This window comes from Chryseobacterium sp. MMS23-Vi53, from assembly GCF_047651245.1.
Taxonomy (GTDB): Bacteria; Bacteroidota; Bacteroidia; order Flavobacteriales; family Weeksellaceae; genus Chryseobacterium.
The window spans coordinates 3,787,372-3,807,664 of record NZ_CP180265.1; the positions used below are offsets into that span (position 1 = coordinate 3,787,372).

Genomic DNA, 20,293 nt, shown 5'->3' on the forward strand with positions numbered 1-20,293 from the left:
GATTGTTTTTAATTTCTATGTAAACACTTTCCAGTTGAAGTCTATTAATAATCAACCAGTAACCATCAACCATGAGGCGGCTTAATTTTTGTTAATTAAAAAAGAGAATCACATTTAAATTTTAAACTAAAAATCAACTATTATGAAACACCAAATTCAAATTTTAGGAATGGTTGCGATGGCTTTTATGGTTTCGTGTACACAAAAAGACAAAAATCCTGAAGTAAATGTAAATCCTAAAACAGATCCGATGGCGATTCAAACTCCTATGGATACAACAAAAACAGTTGCGGCAGAAACGACTCATAACTCCGAAAATTCTGTGGATTGGTTCGGAACGTATGAAGCGACTGTTCCATGCGCGGATTGTCCTGGAATTAAAACAATTTTAACTTTAAATAAAGATAAAACTTTTACAATTTCCGAAGAATATCTGGAAAGAAAATCGAAAAACGAAGACAAAGGAACTTTTGAATGGAACTCGACAGGAAGTATTATTACATTGAATGGGAAAAGTGCAAAATACAAGTATAAAGTAGGCGAAAATACGCTTACTCAATTGGATATGAGTGGTCAACCGATTGATGGTCCGAATAAGGATCTGTATGTTTTTAAGAAAAAATAAAATAAATAAAGTAGAGGTTTTTAAACCTCTATTTTTTGTTTTAAAACTGATAGGCAATAATTTTTTCATCTTCCATCAGTTTTTTCATTAATGTTTCATGATTAATGCTGCTGCCTGTAACAATCCAAGTTGTGGCAAGGTTTCCCTGCGTGTATTGCTGTTTTGACATGATAAATCTTAAATTATTCAGCTTAAAAAGTTCTTCACAATGTTTAATGTCATGATAATCGACAACCGCAATTTTGTATTCACGGATTTTGTGTTTTTTGTCGATAAATCTTTCGAAAAGAGTAAGCGTATTTAAAACCAATAAAACCAAAACCGTTCCCAAAAGCGAAAGATAGACGTAGCCCGAACCGACCGCCATTCCGATGGAGGCGGTTGCCCAAATCGTAGTCGCAGTCGTGATACCGTCGATTTTATTGTCGCCTTTAAATATAACTCCGGCTCCTAAAAATCCGATTCCGGTGATGATGTTTGCTGCCAAACGATCCGGATTGGCAACTCCGATTTTAATGGAAAGAATGGTAAACAAACAAGACCCAAAACATACCAAAATGAAGGTTCGTAAACCTGCAGACTTGTTTCTGTATTCGCGCTCTGTTCCAATCATAATCCCCAGTACAACAGAAATAAATATCAGCAGCAACTCATTTTGAATGACGTAATGATCCTTTAAGAATTCCATTTTTTAGATTTTAAACTAAGAATTAAAATTACGATAAAATCTTTAATGATGCCAGATATTCTTTGGTTCAGGATACGAGAAACGGGGCTCGAAACCAGAACCCCGTATCATGTAACATGAATATTTTTAAATCAAATTAATTCTTAATAAACTTCTGAGTGAAAGTTTTATCTTTTATGGATAATTTGATGATATAATTTCCTTTTGTAAGTTCAGAAACGTTGATTGTATTTCCTTTTACTGAGGTTGTGTTTAAAATTCTTCCGTTTACATCGTAAATTTCCGCTTTTACAATTTCATTTTTAGACTGAATATTTAAAATATCCTGTACCGGATTCGGATAAATAGAAACCGAATTGTTTTCTTTACCTATTTCCGATGTTGCCAATACATTCTGAACACTTGTTGTATATGTATTTGTGATGATCGGATGGTTGTAATCGAAGTAGATTTTAGCTGTATTACTGAAGCTGTCACCAATATTTAAAGTCGATTTTGTTTTAATTTTAAATGAAACATATCCGTCGTTAGTAGCATTATTAAAAGGGAGCTGAATATTTTCAAAGATAAACTCGACAACATTTCCTGTTACTCTTGTTACGAAATTATGGCTTCCATTTAACGGGATTAAGCTTGATAAATCATACTTGGATGCATCAATTTCATCTTTTACAACAATGTTTTGTGCATTTGCTGTTCCTGTATTTTCAAATCTAATTAAATAATGGACATAATCTCCAACTTTCGCCTGTGTAATGAATGTTCCCTCAAGACAGGTTTTGTCGTTTGGATCGAAGGAGTTTACAACCGTTTGGTTTAATGTAAATGCATTATCCAAAGGTGTTTCATCCGTTGCTCCGTTGATTTGGGCATTGTAATGGAGAACATCACCTCCATTTAAAGCCGGAGTTTGCGTTGGAGTATTTAATGTAAAAGAAGCTGTAATTTCTCTCGTTTCAAAAGGCGCAAGATTGGTGAAATTCCAGTTTAATGATCCTGTTGACTGTGAATTTGGAGCTAATGTGGACGTTGAATAATTCATTAAATCATCATTGTAATTGAATGATAAAGTACCTGATTGCACGGCGTTTCCTTTGTTTTTGTAAACAATTTTATACTTCGCGACAAATCCCGGAGCAGCAGCATTTACAGGGATAATTAAAACTTCTAAATCATTATGTGTTCCGTTTGGTGTAAGGCACCAATTTTGAGTAAAAGGGCTTGTCTGTGTTGGGAAATCTACGGTAATGTTCGCTGGAGCGACATTGTAATAGGTCGGATTTTCCAGGATCGGAGTTATAGTGTGATTTCCTGCCTGCAAAGGAATATTAAATGTTCCTCCTTGATTTGATGTATAGACACTTGAAACGCCTCCCGTATTGATACCGAATTTCAAATAAGGGAATTTTGGGTCTGAGGAGTCGCATCCATTGCTGTTATAATCATAAGATGCAGTTCCTGCTACTTTATAAATATTTCCTGCCGGAGCTAATGTACAGTAAGACGTGAAGATGGTATTCGCAAGGTTTGGATTTAAACTTTGAACCAAAGCTCTTTCGCTATCGTCATCTACACAGATATTTTTGATGTATGCAGAAGTCAGCACCAATAGATTGGGATTTCCATTTTTTAGATTGATGTAATCCAGTGCTTGCTGAGTTCCACTGTTGCTCGTAATGAACTGTAATTCTTCTAATTGTGGAGCTTGTGACAAATCCACTCTTTTTAAGTATCCGTTATTATAGCTTACGTTTACCTTTTTTAAGACAGGTAAATTGGTGAAATTAATATTATACTGAGCTGTTGTATTATTATAATTCGATGTGAAATTTTGTAAAGCAGGTAAATTGGCAACATTCAGCGTGGTGAATTTATTTTTACTCACATTTAATGTTTGTAACAACGGTAAATTCGTTAGTTGAAGACTGGATAAACTGCGACTTACCTCTAATGTTTTTAGCTTGGAAAAATCATTAAATGCAAGAGAAGTTAAGCTTCCATACACTGCAACATCATTTTTTAAGGTAAAACTTTCTAATGATGTGTTGGTATTACCGAAATTCAGCGTATTAAGATAAAATGTATCTTTTACAGAAATATTCTTTACAGAAGGCAGGTTATTGAAAGCAATATCAGTTAATGCATTATTTGCTGTTCCTGAAAGTTGCGGATATTCTATATTGATATTTTCCAGTAAAGGGAGATTTTGGAATGTATAATTTGTTCCAATAAATGTTCTTTTAATTGTTAAATCCTTTAAGCTAGGCAGATTACTTAAAGTAAGAGGAATTACTCTTGAATTATTTAAAATAATACTTTCCAGCAAGGGTAAGTTTGAAAAATTATAAACTGTAGGAATATCACTGGAATAAAAAACAGAATACGGGTCTTCTGTTTTAAAAGTTTTTAAATTAGGTAAATTATTAAATGTTACCGCACTTACAAATGGCTTCAGCAATTCAATACTTTGTAAATTTGGTAAGTTGTTAAAATCCAGAGAAGTTAATGTATTAATAGCATTACCGTTTGAATCTAAAGAGAACGAAAGCAGTTGTGGAAGCGAAGACATTGTTATAGACTGATAGCTGCTGTCATTTAATATGATACTTTTCAAAGAATTCAGAGAACTCATATTTAGTGTTTTTAAATAACGATCTCTAATACTGATCTCCTCAAGCTGTGAAAGGTTTGAAATATTGATAGATGAAGATGTTGGAGTACAGCTTTTTGCATTAATTGTGAGTTTCTTAAGGTTATTAAGATTGGTAAGATTCATAGAACTGTATGTAATCTCATTTACCTCAATATTCATCAAAGCAGGAGCTGTACTGAAATTTAAAGGAACACAAGTGTTTGAAGAGGTGTAAGATCCAATTTTTAAATTTTTAAGAACAGGAACATTACTGAAATTGATTTCGGTAGCATCAGGACTAAGATCAACTTCCAGATCATTGACGCTCGTAAGATCTTCAAAATAATATTTATTTGCTCTCAGCGCTTTTAATTTTACAGTACCTGCATTAGAGGTGCCCTGCATATGAAATTCATCAATGTTAAAAGCCAATCCGCTTGGGCTTATAGAAGGATTTATATTTTTTACAGTAATTTTTATAGGTGTTGAAATGGTAGTATATATCAGAGCCGGAAGATTGTCCAGAAACAAGCCGTTCGCTGTATTTATTCCTCCATGAAGATATTTAAGGTTAGGGAAATTACTTACCGTAAATGTTGTTGGAGCAAAAGAATATGAAAATGTAAGCGTTTCTAATAGCGTGATTGGAGCAAGTACAAAATTTGACGCTGCATTTTGAATAGTCAGCTGTGACATTGGATTTCCATCCGCAGAAAAATCTACAATAGAAGGATAATCTATAGTAAAACTAGTAAAATAATTATTGGTAATATTTAAAGAAACCAATCCTGTAGAACCATATGTAGTATTAAAAGTACCCAAATGATTATTCGAAGCATTCACCGAAATCGGATTATCTAAAGTCAAAATAGTTAAAACATTATTTTGACATTCAATATTCTTTAAAGTAGTGATACTGGCTAAATTCAAAGTACCGGATAATGAGTTTCCATTAATCTTTAATGTCACAAGGTTTGTAAAGGAAGTTATTCCTAAAATATTGGAAATACTGCTATTACTTACATCCAAATAACTCACCTGAGAAGCTTCAGTTGTGCTGATCTGTCCATCGGAATTGGCATCTATTGCGAAAAAATTTCCGGAAAGATTTTTTGCAACCTGATTACTCGAACTTGAATTCAGGATTTTATTCTTTAAATTTTGATCATAAAATGAAACGTTTTGCGCCTGAAATAGAGCAAACACAATCATACAAATGATTAAGTAGAATTTTTTCATGTATTATTAGTTATTTATTATTTTTTTTATTCAAAAAAGCAAAAATAAACCATTGAAATTCAATTTCAATGGTTTAATATGTTAAATATTTTCAGAAAATTTACTGCTTCTCGATCAGATCCAAAAACTGCTGCTCATCTAGAATGTTAATTGTTCCGATGTCCTGGGCTTTTTTCAGCTTACTGCCTGCTTTTTCACCCACAACAAGGAAATTCAGGTTTTTGGAAACCGCCGAAATATTTTTCCCACCGTGTTTTTCTACCATTTCTTCGGCAGCTTCTCTTGTGAATAAAGACAACTTTCCTGTGAAAAGGAAGGTTTTTCCATCCAGAACATTAGATAAAACTTCATTCGTGCTTTCGCCTTTTTCCAGTTGAACGCCGTAAGATTTTAACCTTTCGATCATTAAAATATTTTCAGGATTGGCAAAGAAATCCACAATGCTTACCGCGATTTTTGTTCCGATGTCTTCAACCTGACAAAGTTCTTCCACAGTTGCATTTTTCAGTTCTTCAATCGTCGGGAAATTTTTGACTAATTTCTTCGCAACCGTTTCTCCTACGTGTTTTATTCCAATTCCGTACAATACTTTTTCAAAAGCAATTTCTTTTGATTTTTCGATTCCCGAAATAATATTCTGAGCAGATTTTTCCGCCATTCTCTCTAATGGAAGAAGCTGTTCTTTGGTTAAAACATAAAAATCAGCAGGATTTTCAACCAGTCTTTCCCTGTAAAGCTGTTCGATGGTTTCACTTCCCAAATTATCAATATTTAAAGCTTTTCTCGAAACATAATGAATCATTCTTCCCACAACCTGTGGCGGACAATGCAGGTAGTTGGGACAGTAGTGAGCTGCTTGATCTTCTAATTTTACTAACTTAGTTTCGCATTCTGGACAATATAAAGGAAATTTAATTGGTTCTGAATATAAACTTCTCATTGTTGGATTTATACCAATTATTTTAGGAATAATTTCACCTCCTTTTTCAATAAAAACATGATCATAAGTATGTAGATCTAATTTTTTTATAATATCTTCATTATGTAATGTTGCTCTTTTTACCTTAGTACCACCTAGAAATACAGGTTCAAGTTCAGCAACCGGGGTTATTGAACCAGTTCTTCCAACTTGGTATTTTATAGATAATAAAGTTGTTTCTTTTCTTTCTGTTTCGAATTTATAAGCCATTCCCCATCTTGGAGATTTGGAGGTATAACCTAATGATTTTTGATCTTTTAAAGAATTAACTTTAAGAACTATACCATCTATTTCAAAATCTAGATTTTTTCTTTTTTTGCAATTTCATTTATGAAACTTTTAGTTTCTTCTAAAGTCTTACAGAGTTTAATATATTTAGATATCTTAAAGCCCAATTCTTCTGCTAGTTGTAAGTTTTCAAAATGAGTATTAGATGCATAATCATCATCGTCAATGATAAGTTGATAACAAATTGCGCATAGTCCACGTTTACGAACTTCTGCACTATCTTGCATTTTTAAACTTCCACTTGCTGTATTACGAGGATTCATAAAAGGTTCTAAACCTTCCATTTCTCTGAATCTGTTTATTGTTTGTAGTTTTTTATAAGTTAAATATATCTCACCTCTAAAATAAAATCTTTTTGGAATATTTTCCCCTTTAACGTGTAGAGGTATATCAAAAATTTTTTTAACATTTTCTGTTATATCATCTCCTTGAAAACCATCTCCTCGCGTAATCGCTTGAATGAGGTTTCCATTTTCATAAAGTATTGAAATTGAAGCACCATCATATTTTAATTCAGCTATAAATTCTACAGGATTATCAATAGATTTTACTATTCGTTTTTCCCAATTTTCAAGATCTTCAAAATTATATGAATTGTCCAAAGAATACATTCTAAATTTATGTTGAACAGTCGGAAAGTTTTTAGTTATTTTCCCACCTACCCTTAATGTGGGTGAGTTATTATCTATAAATTCAGGGTATTTTTCTTCTAGTTTTCTTAGTTCTTCTAATAATTTATCAAACTCAAAATCAGAAATTGTTGACTCATCCAAGACATAATAATTATAATTATGCTGATGAAGTTCTTTTCGCAGGTCTTCTATTTTTTGTTGAATGTTTTCGGACATTGGTTTTCTATCTTTTGAGCAAAAATAACTAAAGTAATTTCATTTAAAAAATAAGAGAATTAAATATTGTGATAAAATTAAGATCATGTAACATATTCCAACGAATTGATTTTGTTCAGAATAAAATTCATGTTTACATTGATTTAACATAATGTTATAATTTAATTGAAAAATTCTTAAAACTCCCGTAAACAAGCGTCTCCCGAAGTCAGAATACCTTTGCGCCAGCTAAATTTTGAAAATGAAAAAAGTAAAGATTGTATTGGGATTATTGTTCCTGAGTTTCGGAACAGTGGCTTTTGCACAAACTACACAAGCATCAATTGTAGGGAAAGTGACAAGCACAAATGCGGCTCAGGAGAAAGTGAAGGTAACGATCGTAAACGAATCGACGGGTTTTAAAACGGAAACGGAGACTAACTCAAAGGGTGAATATATTTTTAAAGAAATTCCGCTAGGAGGACCTTACACGGTTATTGTAAATGATGAGAAAAAAGAAGGTTATACCGTAAATTTTGGAGATCAGGTAACAGTAAATGTAGATTTGGCTAAAACCGGCGAAAAAAATATCGAAGAGGTTGTTGTTGTCGGAAATCTAAAGAATAAAATAGGAAACTTAGGTGCTGCAACAGCAATTACGACTAAAAACATCGGCATACTGCCTGTAAACGGAAGAAATTTTGCCAATCTAGCGGAATTGTCTCCTTTGAGCGGTAAAAACGGAAGTATTTCGGGACAGCTAGGTTCTTCTACCAATTTTACAATAGATGGGATGACGGCAAAAAACCCGACTTCCGCGGGGGCTACAACGAGCCGAAGCGGCGCTCCGTTCTCTATTTCTATTGAAGCGGTTCGTGAGTTTAAAGTGACGACCAACCAATATGATGTTACTTTGGGAAGAAGTGGCGGTGGAACAGTAAGTGCCGTTACAAAATCCGGAACGAATAAATTTTCAGGAAGCGCTTGGGAATATTTAAGAACAAATTGGCTTTCGAGCAAATATGATATCAGAGGAAACAAAATTAATAACGATTTCTCCACATCTCAGTTTGGGTTCTCTTTGGGTGGGCCTATCATTAAAAACAAATTGCATTTCTTCGTAGCTTGGGATCATCAGTTAGATTCAAGACCGTTGCAGATTGCAGATATCAAATCTCACGACGACGAGTTGAGATTAAATACAACTACAGCAACTTTAAATAAATTCCTAGACATTGCAAGAGCAAAATACGGCGTTGGAAATTCACCGCAATTTGGAAGTTTCGACAAAGTGAGAAATTCTGATGCTGCATTTTTACGTTTAGACTGGCAGATTAACGATAAAAACTTATTGACATTAAGAAACAACTTTACTTACGATTTAAATAAAAACGGATTAGGAGACAACACAGCGATCAATGCTTTCGAATCTTATGGAAATGATAAAAACTTGGATAACAGTTTATTATTGACATTAAGATCAAACTTAAAACCTAACATGACCAACGAATTAAAGGCTCAGTACCTTTATACAGCTCAGGACAGTTACCAGAATGATGAACTAGGTCATGCAGTGCCAAGAGCTATCGTTGAAAATATTGTTTCCAATATCGATGGAGCAAGTAAAGCAACCAACATCCAGATTGGAGGTCACCGTTTCGGGCAGGAAGGTTTTAGAAATAATGTTTTCCAGATCGTAGACAATTTATATTATAACACAGATAAGATTAAATATACTTTCGGAGCAGATCTCATGTATACAATGGCAAAATCTATCTACGGAAGTGAGGTGAACGGAAGATTCCATTTCAGAGAAAATCCAACGGCAAATGGAGGGGATAATTTGTATAATTTTAATAATCTTATTGCGTACAGATTTTACAGAGAAGTTCCTTTGATGGAAGATCCATCAGTGAAATCTAATATTTACAATTTAGGAGTTTATGGGCAAATTCAGACTAAAATTGCGAAAGGTCTGGATTTAATGGCTGGTTTAAGGTTAGACTACGGAGGTTATCCAAAAGCCGGACTTAATCAAAAATTGTATGATGAAATGGGTATCAGAACGGATAATCAGATTAAATCTTTCATTATTCAGCCAAGATTCCAGTTTGATTGGAATATTAATGAAGGAAATAAAGATTTCTTAAAGTTCGGAGCAGGTATTTTCTCGTCTGATATTAATAATTATATGATTATCAATAATTTGGTGTTTGATGGAAGACATTTGGCAACAGTAGATGTGACCGGTAAAGATGTTCCTGTCCCTGATTTCAATAGCTATAGAAATGATTACAGCACAGTTCCTACATTGCCTCAGAATCAGATTCCAACTATTAATTATACCGGAAAAGATGCAAAAATTCCTATCGTTTACAAAGCAAATATTTCTTACACGCACTTTTTCAACGAGAGATTCAGAGCGGGAGTTGCAGGTTATATGGCTTTAGGTCGAAATAACTATTTCTACTATGATAGAAACATGCAGGCAAATCCTTATTTCACATTGGATAATGAAGGTGGAAGAGGAGTTTATGTACCTTCATCGACAATCTTGGCGAACGGAACAATGAACTGGAAAGAAGGAAGAATTAACCAAAATTTCGGAAGAGTTCTGGAACTGGTAAGCGACGGAAAAGTTAACCAGTTTTCATTTGTATTTGATACGAGTTATCGTTACTGGAAAGATGGGGAAATCACGGCAAGTTACACTTGGGCAGACATTAAAGACAATACTTCTTACAACGGAAACGTAGCGAATTCAGCGACTTTGTCAACTCCGGTTGCAAGTGATCCAAGAGATTTGAGAATGTCTTATTCGGATAACCAGTTCAGAAATAAAGTGGTTATTTATGGAAATTCACCGACGATTGCAGGGTTTACTTTAGGAATCAGATATGCCGGAATGGGCGGAACTCGTTTCTCTTTAACGGCAGGTGGAAACGTAAACGGAGATTTTGTTGATACGAATGATTTGGCGTATATTTTCCCGAATCTTACTCAGACTTTGATTGATAATCCTGAAGTAGGAAAGGCATTGAAAAACTATATCACAGATTACAACAACAAGATTGCAGAAAGAAACGGAGGAAAGAACGGATTCTATGGAGTTTGGGACGTTCGTGTTGCAAAAAAGATCAAGTTTGAAAAAATTGGTGCTTTTGAACTTTCAGTTGATATTTTTAACGTAGCGAATTTGCTTAACAAAGAATGGGGTGTTAATAAGTCTTACAGCAACATGTCTTTGTATAGAATCACAGGATTCGACCCGGTTACGAAACAGCTTAAATATAGCTTAAACACAAGCGGATTGGAACCCTTGACAGGAAATCCTTACCAAATTCAAATTGGAGCAAAATATTCATTCTAGGATGAAGTGAAAAAAGTGAATGTTCAATAGTGAATTTAGTTTGTCATCAATTCAGATTCATTATAAATTAACAATTGACTTGCGAAGCAAAATTGACCATTCACTTAAATTTATATACCTTTAACTAAAAGTTGAGAGACTTTTATTTTAAATATCTAATTTATATTATGAAAAAAATTATCTTAGGGTTAGCAGTTTTAAGCACAGTTATCATGAAGGCACAAACCCAGATTGTCGCGCACAGAGGTTATTGGCAGACGCAGCCACCAACGACGGAAAACTCGTTGAAATCGCTGGAAAATGCACAAAATTTGAAGATTTACGGAGCGGAATTCGATGTGAGAATGACGAAAGATGGCGTTTTGGTAGTAAACCACGACGAACATCACGCAAAAATGGAAATTTCTGAAACAAATTTTAAAGAATTAGAAAAAGTAAAATTATCCAACGGTGAAAATTTTCCGACATTAAAAGATTATTTAAAACAAGGAAAGAAAGATAAATCATTACGTTTGGTTGTTGAAATAAAGCCGGATAAAACAAAGGAAAAAGAAGATGAATTGACGGCAAAAACAATCAAAATGATTAAGGATATGAAGTTGGGAGGTCAATGCGATTTTATTTCTTTCAGCTTAAATATCTGTAAGGAAATTAAAAAATTAGAACCGTCTTTCAAAGTTCAGTATTTAAAAGGAGAGTTGTCTCCACAGCAAATCAAAGAGGAAGGCTTAGACGGACTAGATTACCATTACAGCATCTTCCAGAAAAATCCGACTTGGATTGCAGATGCAAAAGCTTTGGGATTAATCACCAATGCATGGACGGTAAATGACGTTGCTGTTTCAGACGAATTAAAAAAGCAAGGAATCGGATTTATCACTACAAACATTCCGGATCAGCTTAAAAAGTAATAGGCTTTTAAGAAAATATTAACCAATTATAAGCAGTTCATCTCTTTTGAGAAGGACTGTTTTTTTTGCTTACTGCTTAAGTTAAAATTAATTTAATCTTTAATAATCTGCGTATTTGTGTGGGATCTTTTATTTTTTCAAGAAAAGACAATAAAATTATTGAAATAAGTTTAATCGGTTGCATTAATATTTCTTAATTTATTTAACCTGTTGTTAACCAAAAGTGTATGTGTTTTTGTTTAAATTCCGTTCATATGGTGTTTAATAATTCTTTAATAAATGTTAAAATAGTATTAAAACCGTAATCATAATGTCGTTTTAATTTTGCGCAAACAAAAAAGATATGCGTAAAGAGACACAAAAAGTACTCATTTTATCACTATTAGGACTGGTCAGTGTAAATTTGGCGGCTCAACAAAAGGCTAAGCGAGACACCATTAAATCCATTGATGAGGTTGTGGTAACGGCTTTAGGGATCAAAAGGCAAGATCGATCTCTAGGGTATGTTGCAGAAACCGTAAAGTCTGATGAGTTGTTGGAAACTCAGAACAACAACTGGTCACAGGCTTTGGAAGGAAAGGTAGCTGGTTTGAAAATTCAAACAGCTGGAGCAGGACCTTTGGGAAGTTCTTTGATTAAACTTCGCGGAGATATTTCCATGAACGCGAATGAAAACAACGCTCTTATCGTTGTAGACGGTGTTCCATTGAACAATAATACGACTGGAACCGGATTTTCAGCTTATGGAGCGGGTTCCAAAGCAGACTTACCAATTGATTACGGAAACGGAATCAACACCATTAATCCTGATGATATCGAATCAATCACAGTATTGAAAGGTTCTACTGCATCTGCTTTGTATGGTTCGCGAGGTGCTGCAGGAGCGGTAATGATCACAACAAAATCAGGAAAAACCAAGAAAGGAAAAATTCAGGTTACCTTAAATTCTTATTCTAGCTACGATTCGGTTTTGAAATGGCCGGATTGGCAGTATGAATACGGACAGGGAACAATGCAGAAAGATACCAACGGAAATTATTTTTATTCATACGGAGCTTCTGCAGACGGTGTAAGCACGGGTGGAACAAGTAGTGCCTTCGGTCCGAAATTCGCAGGACAGTATTACTTCCAGTACGATCCGACCACTGAGGGGCAAAGCGCAACGAGACAGCTGTGGCAGCCTTATAAAGATAACATTAAAGGTTTCTGGAAGACAGGAACTACATTCTCCAACAACGTTGCGATTGAGAGCTCAAATGAAACGACATCTTTCAGAACATCTTTAACATATTTGAATAATGAATGGATGATGCCCAATACAGGTTTCGACAGATTCAATGCTGCGCTTTCATTTGATCATAAATTAAGTGAAAAATTAAAAGTTGGAGTAAAATTCAATTTCAACAAAACAAAAAGCGACAATTTACCTGCGACGGGATATAGTAATCAATCGATTTCATACTTCATGATTTTCCAGAATCCAAACGTGGATCTGGCTTGGTACGAACCCATTTGGAAGAAAGGAAAAGAGCAGGTTGATCAAATTCACCCGTTCAGCTCGTTTATCGACAACCCTTATTTAATTGCTTATGAAATGCTGAATGGAGTTGATAAAAACTTCATCACAGGAAACGTGAATTTGAATTATAAAATTACCAAAAACTTCGACGTAATGGTACGTTCAGGACTGGAATTGAATAACGAATTGCGTACCCAAAAAAGACCTTGGAGTTCTGCAAACTATCTTCAGGGAATGTATAGAGAACAGCATATCAACTCGATGGATTTAAATAATGATGTGTTATTCACATACAGAAATAAATTCAATGACTTCGATTTTAGTGCTTCTGCAGGGGGAAATATTCGTTATATAGAATACACCATGTATGATTATCTGGCAGACGGATTATTGAAACCGGGAGTCTACACCATGCCAAATGGTATTTCAAATATTACAAAATTTGCAAAACCTTCGGATAAACAGGTAAATAGTACATATGCCTTGGCGAATGTAAGCTATAAAAATAAAATTTTCTTAGACCTTACCGCAAGAAATGACTGGAGCAGTACACTTCCGGCGCAAAACCGTTCTTATTTCTATCCATCGGTTGCAACTTCATTTATCCTTTCCGATATTTTCAATTTTACTTCTCAGAAATTTAATTATTGGAAATTAAGAGCTTCATGGTCGAAAGTTGGTAATGATACAAATCCTTATCAGTTAATTAAATACTATAACAACAGTGATTTTGCTGGTTCTGTAGAATCTCCGGCAACATTCCCAAATCCGAATCTGAGACCAAACATGATTACCAATATGGAAGCGGGAATGGATTTCAGTTTCCTTAAAAATAGAATTAACTACTCAATTACAGCATATCAAAGTAATTCTAAAGATCAGATTGTTACAATTCCTGCATTATGGGAAACAGGTTACAGCGGAAGAATCATTAACGCAGGGGAAATCAGAAACAGAGGAATTGAAATGACTTTAAATACATTTCCAATTAAAAATAAAAATTTCTCATGGAGTGTAAATGCAAACTGGTCATTGAACAGAAACAAAATCCTTTCTCTTCCTGAAGAATTCCACGGAGAGCCTTATACAATGGCAAGTGTAGGAGGTGTGGTTTATTATAATGCTTTTGTTGGTGGTTCTTTGGGAGATATGTATGGTTATGGATTGATGTATTCTCCTGATGGACAGGTGATTTTTGGAAGTGATGGTTTAACAGGGAAACCAACTCAGATGAAGAAAATCGGAAATGCATATCCGGAATGGAGAGCAGGTCTTCAAAATGAATTCAGATATAAAGGAATTACGGTAAGTTTCTCATTCGACGGACAGTACAAAGGTATGGCATATTCGCAGTCTCATCACAAAATGACAGAGCAAGGGAAGTTGGAGCATACTTTGATCGGAAGAGAAAATCCTGGAGGTTTAATTGTTGGAGCGGGAGTTGTTCAGAATCCTGACGGTTCATTCTCTCCAAATACAAAAGGAGTTTTGGTATCTGCTTATTATGCAGATTATTATAGAAGAGCAAATGTGGAGACGAATACTTTTGATACTTCTTTCATTAAATTAAGAGATGCAAGAATTGCATATTCTTTCCCGAAAAGTGTAACAGAGCAGCTTAAACTTACAGATCTCACATTGGCTGTATTTGGAAGAAATCTTTGGATGTGGACGAAGTTCCCATTATTTGATCCGGAAGCTGCAACATTGAATGACAACCAGATTACACCAGGTGTGGAAATGGGACAATTACCAACTGCAAGAACTGTTGGAGTTCAGCTTAATGTTAAATTCTAAAATTTAAAATCATGAAAAAATTACTTTTAAATACATTATTAATTGCAGGAATTGGTCTTATTTCTGTGTCATGCGGAAGAAATCTGGATGAAGTAAACGTTGATGAAAGCCGAATCAGCGAACCTGTCGCATCAAAATTACTGGTTCCGATTCAGTACAATATGGCTGCCGTAAACTATATGAGAGCGAATGATTTCACTTTCGATATCATGCAGGTTTCTCTTGATTTTCCAAATGAAGGAAATTCTTTAAGCAGATATTACATCACTGAAAATACAGGTTCAGGTTTCTGGAACAACAGCTACAAGTGGTTGAAGCAAATTAAAGACATGAGATTTGCTGCCGAAAGAGACAATGACCCGAATTATCTGGCAATTTCAATGGTTTTGAATGCCTGGATCTATTCAAATCTAACGGATACTTATGGTGATGTTCCTTTTTCTCAGGCGTCAAGCTTAGATGAAGGAGTTTCTCAACCTAAATTTGATAAGCAGAAAGATATTTACGTGGCTTTATTGGATGAATTGAAAAAAGCAAACTCTCTTTTTGTTACGACTAAAACATTAACAGGATCTGATATTTTCTACAAAGCCGAAAGCGACGCAAATGGAATTATAAACTGGAAAAAATTCTGTAATTCTCTTTCTTTAAGATTATTAACAAGAATTTTAAGCAAAAATGGAGAAGTAAACGTAAATGAAAGAATTCAGGAAATCATCAGTAATCCGACAACCTATCCGATTTTACAGAGCAATGCGGAGACTGCAAAAGTAGCGGTGACAGGTGTTGCACCACTTCTTCCTCCAATTGCAAGACCCCAGGACTTTACAACCGGAAGAGCTGCTTCAGCATTTTTTGTTGAAACTTTAAAGGCAAACAACGATCCGCGAATGTCAATGTTTTTCGGTCAGGCAAAAAGTATTCCTGCGAACGCAAATATCGGGTACAAAGGTGCTCCATCAGGATATGCTTACGGAACAACTTTCGATTATCAGCCTTCGAATATGAATCAGAATTTGGCAAAAGCTCCATTAAATATTTTAATTTTTCCTTATGCTGAGCTTCAATTTATTCTATCTGAATTGGCTTTTAAAGGAATTATTCCCGGAAGCGCACAAACTTTCTATGAAAACGGTGTAAAAGCTACGATTGAACAGTGGGGTTCGACAATGCCTGCTACTTATTTCACGAATACAAATGTGGCTTATAATGGAACTTTAGAAAGAATTATGCTTCAAAAATATGTGGCTTTATTCTTTGTAGATCAGCAACAATGGTTTGAAAAAAGAAGAACAGGTTTCCCGATTTTACCAAATAACGGAGGTCTTCTAAATAACGGGAATTTACCATCAAGATTGATGTATCCGCCAAATCCAAGAGTTTTAAATACAACCAATTATCAGGCGGCGGTTCAGCAAATGGGTGGCGATGATATCAATGTAAAAGTTTGGTGGAATAAACCATAGGTTAAGGTTGATGTTTAAACTGAAAATTCATCAATAGGATCGGGCTTTAGCCCGATTTTTAAAACAAAAAGCAAAATTGGCTTTAGCCAAAATTTAAATTCAATAATAATAAAATGAACATAAAATTTTTAATGCCATGTCTATTAATTTCAGCAATGGCATTTTCACAAGCTTCTGTATCAGGATATGTCTATGAAGATATCAACAAAAACCAGAAGAAAGAAAATAAAGAAAAAGGAATCGAAGGAGTAGCGGTTTCCAACGGAACTCAGGTTGTTTTAACGGACAAAAACGGAAGATACAGCTTACCAATCCAAGATGGGCAAACGGTTTTTGTGATCAAACCTTCCGGTTACATGACTCCGGTGAACGGAAATAATTTACCTCAATATTATTATCAATACAAACCAAAAGGTTCTCCGGCAGATTTTAAATACAAAGGTTCTGCGCCGACGGGTGAGCTTCCTAAAGAGATTAATTTTGCTTTAAATAAGCAAAACGAAAGCAAAAACTTCGATATTTTGGTTTTTGGAGATCCGCAGCCTTACACGGAAAAACAATTGGATTATTTTAAAAGAGCGATTGTAAATGAGGTTAAAAACACCAAGAAAAATGCGGTGCTGGGAATTAGTTTGGGTGATTTGGTTGGAGATAATTTAAGTTTACAAAAACCTTACGCAGACGTCATGAAGGAAGTCGGATTGCCTTGGTACAACGTGATGGGTAACCACGATATGAATTATGATGCAAAAGAAGACCAGCTTTCGGACGAAACCTTTGAATCGAATTTCGGACCTGCGAATTATTCTTTCAACTATGGAAATGTTCACTTTATCATTTTGGATGATATTTTGTATCCGGATCCGAGAGACGGAAAAGGATATTGGGGAGGCTTCCGTGAAGATCAGTTAAAATTCGTTGAAAACGATTTGAAATTGGTTGATAAAAGCAAATTAATCGTTGTTTCTTTCCACATTCCGTTGGAGCATAAAAATGAAGATAATTTCAGAAATTCAGACCGTCAGAAATTGTTTGATTATTTAGTTCCTTTCCAAAATGCACTTATTTTATCGGCTCATACGCATATTCAGCAACAACTTTTTTACGGAAAAGCAACGGGTTGGAATGGTTCAAAAGACCTTCATGAATACAACGTAGGAACAACTTGCGGAGATTGGTGGTCAGGAACTTCAGATGACCTTGGATTACCGACTTCTACGATGAGAGACGGAACAGCAAAAGGATATTCTTTCATTAGTTTTAATGATAATCAATATAAAGTTAAATATAAAACTGCCGGAAAACCGGAAGATTATCAGATCAATTTATACGTTCCGAAAGCAGTTCCGCATCCTGGGAAAACGTCTGCAAAAATCTTGGCAAATTTCTTCATGGGAAGTAAAAAAGACAAGGTAGAATACAGAATCGACGGTGAAAAGTGGGAAGATATGGAGTATGACGAAACGGTAGACCCAAGTTTCGCAATGTCGGTTTTCAAATGGGATACGACGCAAAATCTTTTCCCGGGAAGAAGACCTTCAAATCCGGAAATTTCAAAACACATCTGGACAGGAGATTTTACAAAAAAACTTTCTTTAGGAAAACATAAGGTTGAGGTAAGAGCGACGGACATGTATGGAAATCAGTTCTCAACATCACAGGAATTCGAAGTACAAAATTCGGTTCTTATTCCTTAATTTTTTCATTTATTACTATACTTTCAATAAACCGACTCTTTTTGGGTCGGTTTTTTTGTTGAAACTTGTCTAAAGTTTTATTTTTTCTTTTCAATAATTTCCATGGAGTTTGTCATCCTGTAGGGATCTAGGCATAGTATTAGAAATATTATGGAAAGATTCGTGTCTAGATCCCTACGGGATGACAAACATGGCGGAGAGCTATATTATAAAATAGAATTATATTTAAAGCAAACCTTTTGTAGCCAAATAACTTCTCCGAAGATCTCAAATAAGTTGTGGGAATCAAAAGAAGTTTTCGGAAGTTTTAAATATTAAAAAAGCATATAAATCATTAAAAACATTTATAACATTTATGTTTTAATCAAAAATTCCTTTCGTAAATTTGCTTAAACGAATAAAATTCTAATTAAAATGAATATAAACGGAAAAAATGCCATCATCACAGGTGGAGGAAGAGGGCTTGGAAAAGCGGTCGCTTTGGCGTTGGCAAATGAAGGGGTGAATATTGGGATCACTGGAAGAAACGAAGAAAACCTGAAAATGACCGTCGATGAAATCCAGAAATTGGGTGTAAAAGCGGCGTATGCAGTTTTCAGTATTGATAATGAAATTCATGTAAAAGCAGGAATCGAATCTTTGGTGGAACAATTAGGTGGCGTTGATATTCTGATCAACAATGCAGGAATCGGAGACTTTGGTTCAATCGAAGATATGTCTTCTGAAACTTGGGAACAGGTTATCAAAACCAATCTTTTTGGGGTATATTACGCTGCAAAAGCGGTTCATCCATTCATGAAAGAAAAGAGTGAAGGAGATATTGTAAATGTAGCATCAACAGCAGGTTTGAAAGGCGGACCAAATATGTCGGCTTATGCAGCATCGAAGGCGGCGGTTGTTTCATTATCTCAATCGATGATGGCGGAATGGAGAAAACAAAACATCCGTGTAATTACACTTACACCAAGTACAATTGCTTCAGATATGTCTATTCAGGGAGGTTTAACGGATGGAAATCCGGATAAGGTTCTTCAACCGGAAGATTTTGCAGAATGGGTAAGAGATATTTTGAAAATGAATAGAAGAGCTTTAATTGCAAACGGTTCAATTTTCTCAACAAATCCTTAATTGGTTTAAAATTTAAAGATCAAAAGTATCAATAGAAGCGGACATCGGTTCGCTTTTTTTTATTCACTAAATTGTCATTGCGAACGGATTGAAGCAATCTCAAAAACAGATTCTTCCTTTATCAAAATGATATTCGATGTGTTCTTTGCTGAGTGAAACGCCTTTTGGAACGAAAAATATTCTCAATAATTTCAAAGAAAACTTTGCGCTCTTTGCGTTAAAAAAACAAAAGGACAATATTCCAATAAATCAAAAAAGTAGTTTTATTTTTGCAACAAATTATTCACATGCAAAATTATTTAGAATTCGATTTCAAAATCACTCCGCTTCAGCCGTGGAACGAAATATTAATGGCAGAACTTATTGAAATAGGCTTTGACAGTTTCACAGAAGAGATGGAGGGTATTTTAGGATATATTCAGAAAGATTTATTTAATGAAGAAGAATTGAAGGTGCTTCCGCTCTTTCAAAATGAAGATGTAAAAATTGAGTATACTTTTCAGGAAATGCCCAACATCAACTGGAATGAAGAATGGGAAAAGAATTTCGAACCTATTAATATCGACAATAAAGTTTTAATCCGTGCCGAATTTCACGAGTCCGTGCCAGGTATGCACGAAATTGTGATTCAGCCAAAAATGTCTTTCGGAACAGGGCATCACCCAACAACACATTTAATGATCCAACAAATGATGGATATAGATTTTAATGGTAAAAAAGTTTTGGATATGGGCTGTGGAACATCTGTTTTAGCCATTTACGCAAAACAAAATGGGGCAGGAGATACAAAAGCTATTGATATTGACGAATGGTCTGTTGAAAATTCAAAAGAAAATGCAGTAAGAAACAATGTTGAACTGGATATTGAACTTGGAACTGCCGAGAATTTAGGAAAAGAAAATTACGATATTATTTTAGCAAATATCAACAGAAATATCCTTATTTCAGACATTCCAACTTATGTTTCGGTATTAAATGATGGCGGAAAATTATTGCTTTCCGGATTGTGTTTCTTTGATGTTGATGATATTTTAGAAGTTTGTAAAGAAAACGGATTGGAACTTAAAAAACAGCTTCAAAGAGAAGAGTGGGTAAGTTTGCTCCTTGAAAAATAAATTCACCCAAAT

Annotated in this window: 10 protein-coding genes and 1 pseudogene; 8 read left to right on the forward strand and 3 right to left on the reverse strand. The window is 34.7% G+C overall.

The features are described from left to right. Window positions 1-142 precede the first annotated feature (142 nt). Entirely contained in the window at window positions 143-625 is a 483-nt protein-coding gene (locus ACKX2A_RS17005; protein ID WP_415326115.1) for a copper resistance protein NlpE, read from the forward strand. A gap of 40 nt (window positions 626-665) precedes the next feature. Here the strand turns inward: ACKX2A_RS17005 and ACKX2A_RS17010 are convergent, their stop codons facing one another. The 3 genes and pseudogenes from ACKX2A_RS17010 to ligA form a co-directional block, all read right to left on the reverse strand. Next, on the reverse strand, window positions 666-1,313 hold the full coding sequence (locus tag ACKX2A_RS17010; RefSeq protein WP_415326117.1) for an MgtC/SapB family protein: 648 nt from the start codon (window positions 1,311-1,313) through the stop codon (window positions 666-668). A 136-nt stretch (window positions 1,314-1,449) separates the two neighbouring features. Continuing rightward, complete coding sequence (locus ACKX2A_RS17015) at window positions 1,450-5,184, reverse strand: T9SS type A sorting domain-containing protein (protein WP_415326119.1); 3,735 nt, start codon at window positions 5,182-5,184, stop codon at window positions 1,450-1,452. A gap of 100 nt (window positions 5,185-5,284) precedes the next feature. Beyond that, window positions 5,285-7,299 (reverse strand): annotated as a pseudogene (ligA, locus tag ACKX2A_RS17020) (NAD-dependent DNA ligase LigA). A 241-nt stretch (window positions 7,300-7,540) separates the two neighbouring features. On the opposite strand from ligA, the gene ACKX2A_RS17025 reads away from it, so the two are divergent. From ACKX2A_RS17025 to prmA, 7 genes are all read left to right on the forward strand, one after another. Further along, complete coding sequence (locus ACKX2A_RS17025) at window positions 7,541-10,648, forward strand: carboxypeptidase regulatory-like domain-containing protein (protein WP_415326121.1); 3,108 nt, start codon at window positions 7,541-7,543, stop codon at window positions 10,646-10,648. A 167-nt stretch (window positions 10,649-10,815) separates the two neighbouring features. Then, window positions 10,816-11,559, forward strand: a complete 744-nt coding sequence (locus ACKX2A_RS17030) for a glycerophosphodiester phosphodiesterase family protein (protein WP_415326123.1) — start codon at window positions 10,816-10,818, stop codon at window positions 11,557-11,559. A gap of 343 nt (window positions 11,560-11,902) precedes the next feature. Further along, a complete protein-coding gene (locus tag ACKX2A_RS17035) occupies window positions 11,903-14,875 on the forward strand; it encodes a SusC/RagA family TonB-linked outer membrane protein (protein ID WP_415326125.1) in 2,973 nt (990 codons plus the stop codon). Between the two features lie 11 nt (window positions 14,876-14,886). Beyond that, on the forward strand, window positions 14,887-16,341 hold the full coding sequence (locus ACKX2A_RS17040; protein ID WP_415326127.1) for a SusD/RagB family nutrient-binding outer membrane lipoprotein: 1,455 nt from the start codon (window positions 14,887-14,889) through the stop codon (window positions 16,339-16,341). Window positions 16,342-16,472: 131 nt separating this feature from the next. Next, window positions 16,473-18,038: a calcineurin-like phosphoesterase C-terminal domain-containing protein gene (locus ACKX2A_RS17045; protein WP_415326128.1), complete on the forward strand. Its 1,566-nt coding sequence runs from the start codon at window positions 16,473-16,475 to the stop codon at window positions 18,036-18,038. Between the two features lie 414 nt (window positions 18,039-18,452). Further along, window positions 18,453-19,166, forward strand: a complete 714-nt coding sequence (locus tag ACKX2A_RS17050) for a 3-ketoacyl-ACP reductase (protein WP_415326129.1) — start codon at window positions 18,453-18,455, stop codon at window positions 19,164-19,166. A 287-nt stretch (window positions 19,167-19,453) separates the two neighbouring features. Continuing rightward, window positions 19,454-20,281 carry a 50S ribosomal protein L11 methyltransferase gene (gene prmA, locus ACKX2A_RS17055; protein ID WP_415326131.1) on the forward strand — a complete coding sequence of 276 codons (828 nt, stop codon included), beginning with the start codon at window positions 19,454-19,456 and terminating at the stop codon, window positions 20,279-20,281. Window positions 20,282-20,293 lie beyond the last annotated feature (12 nt).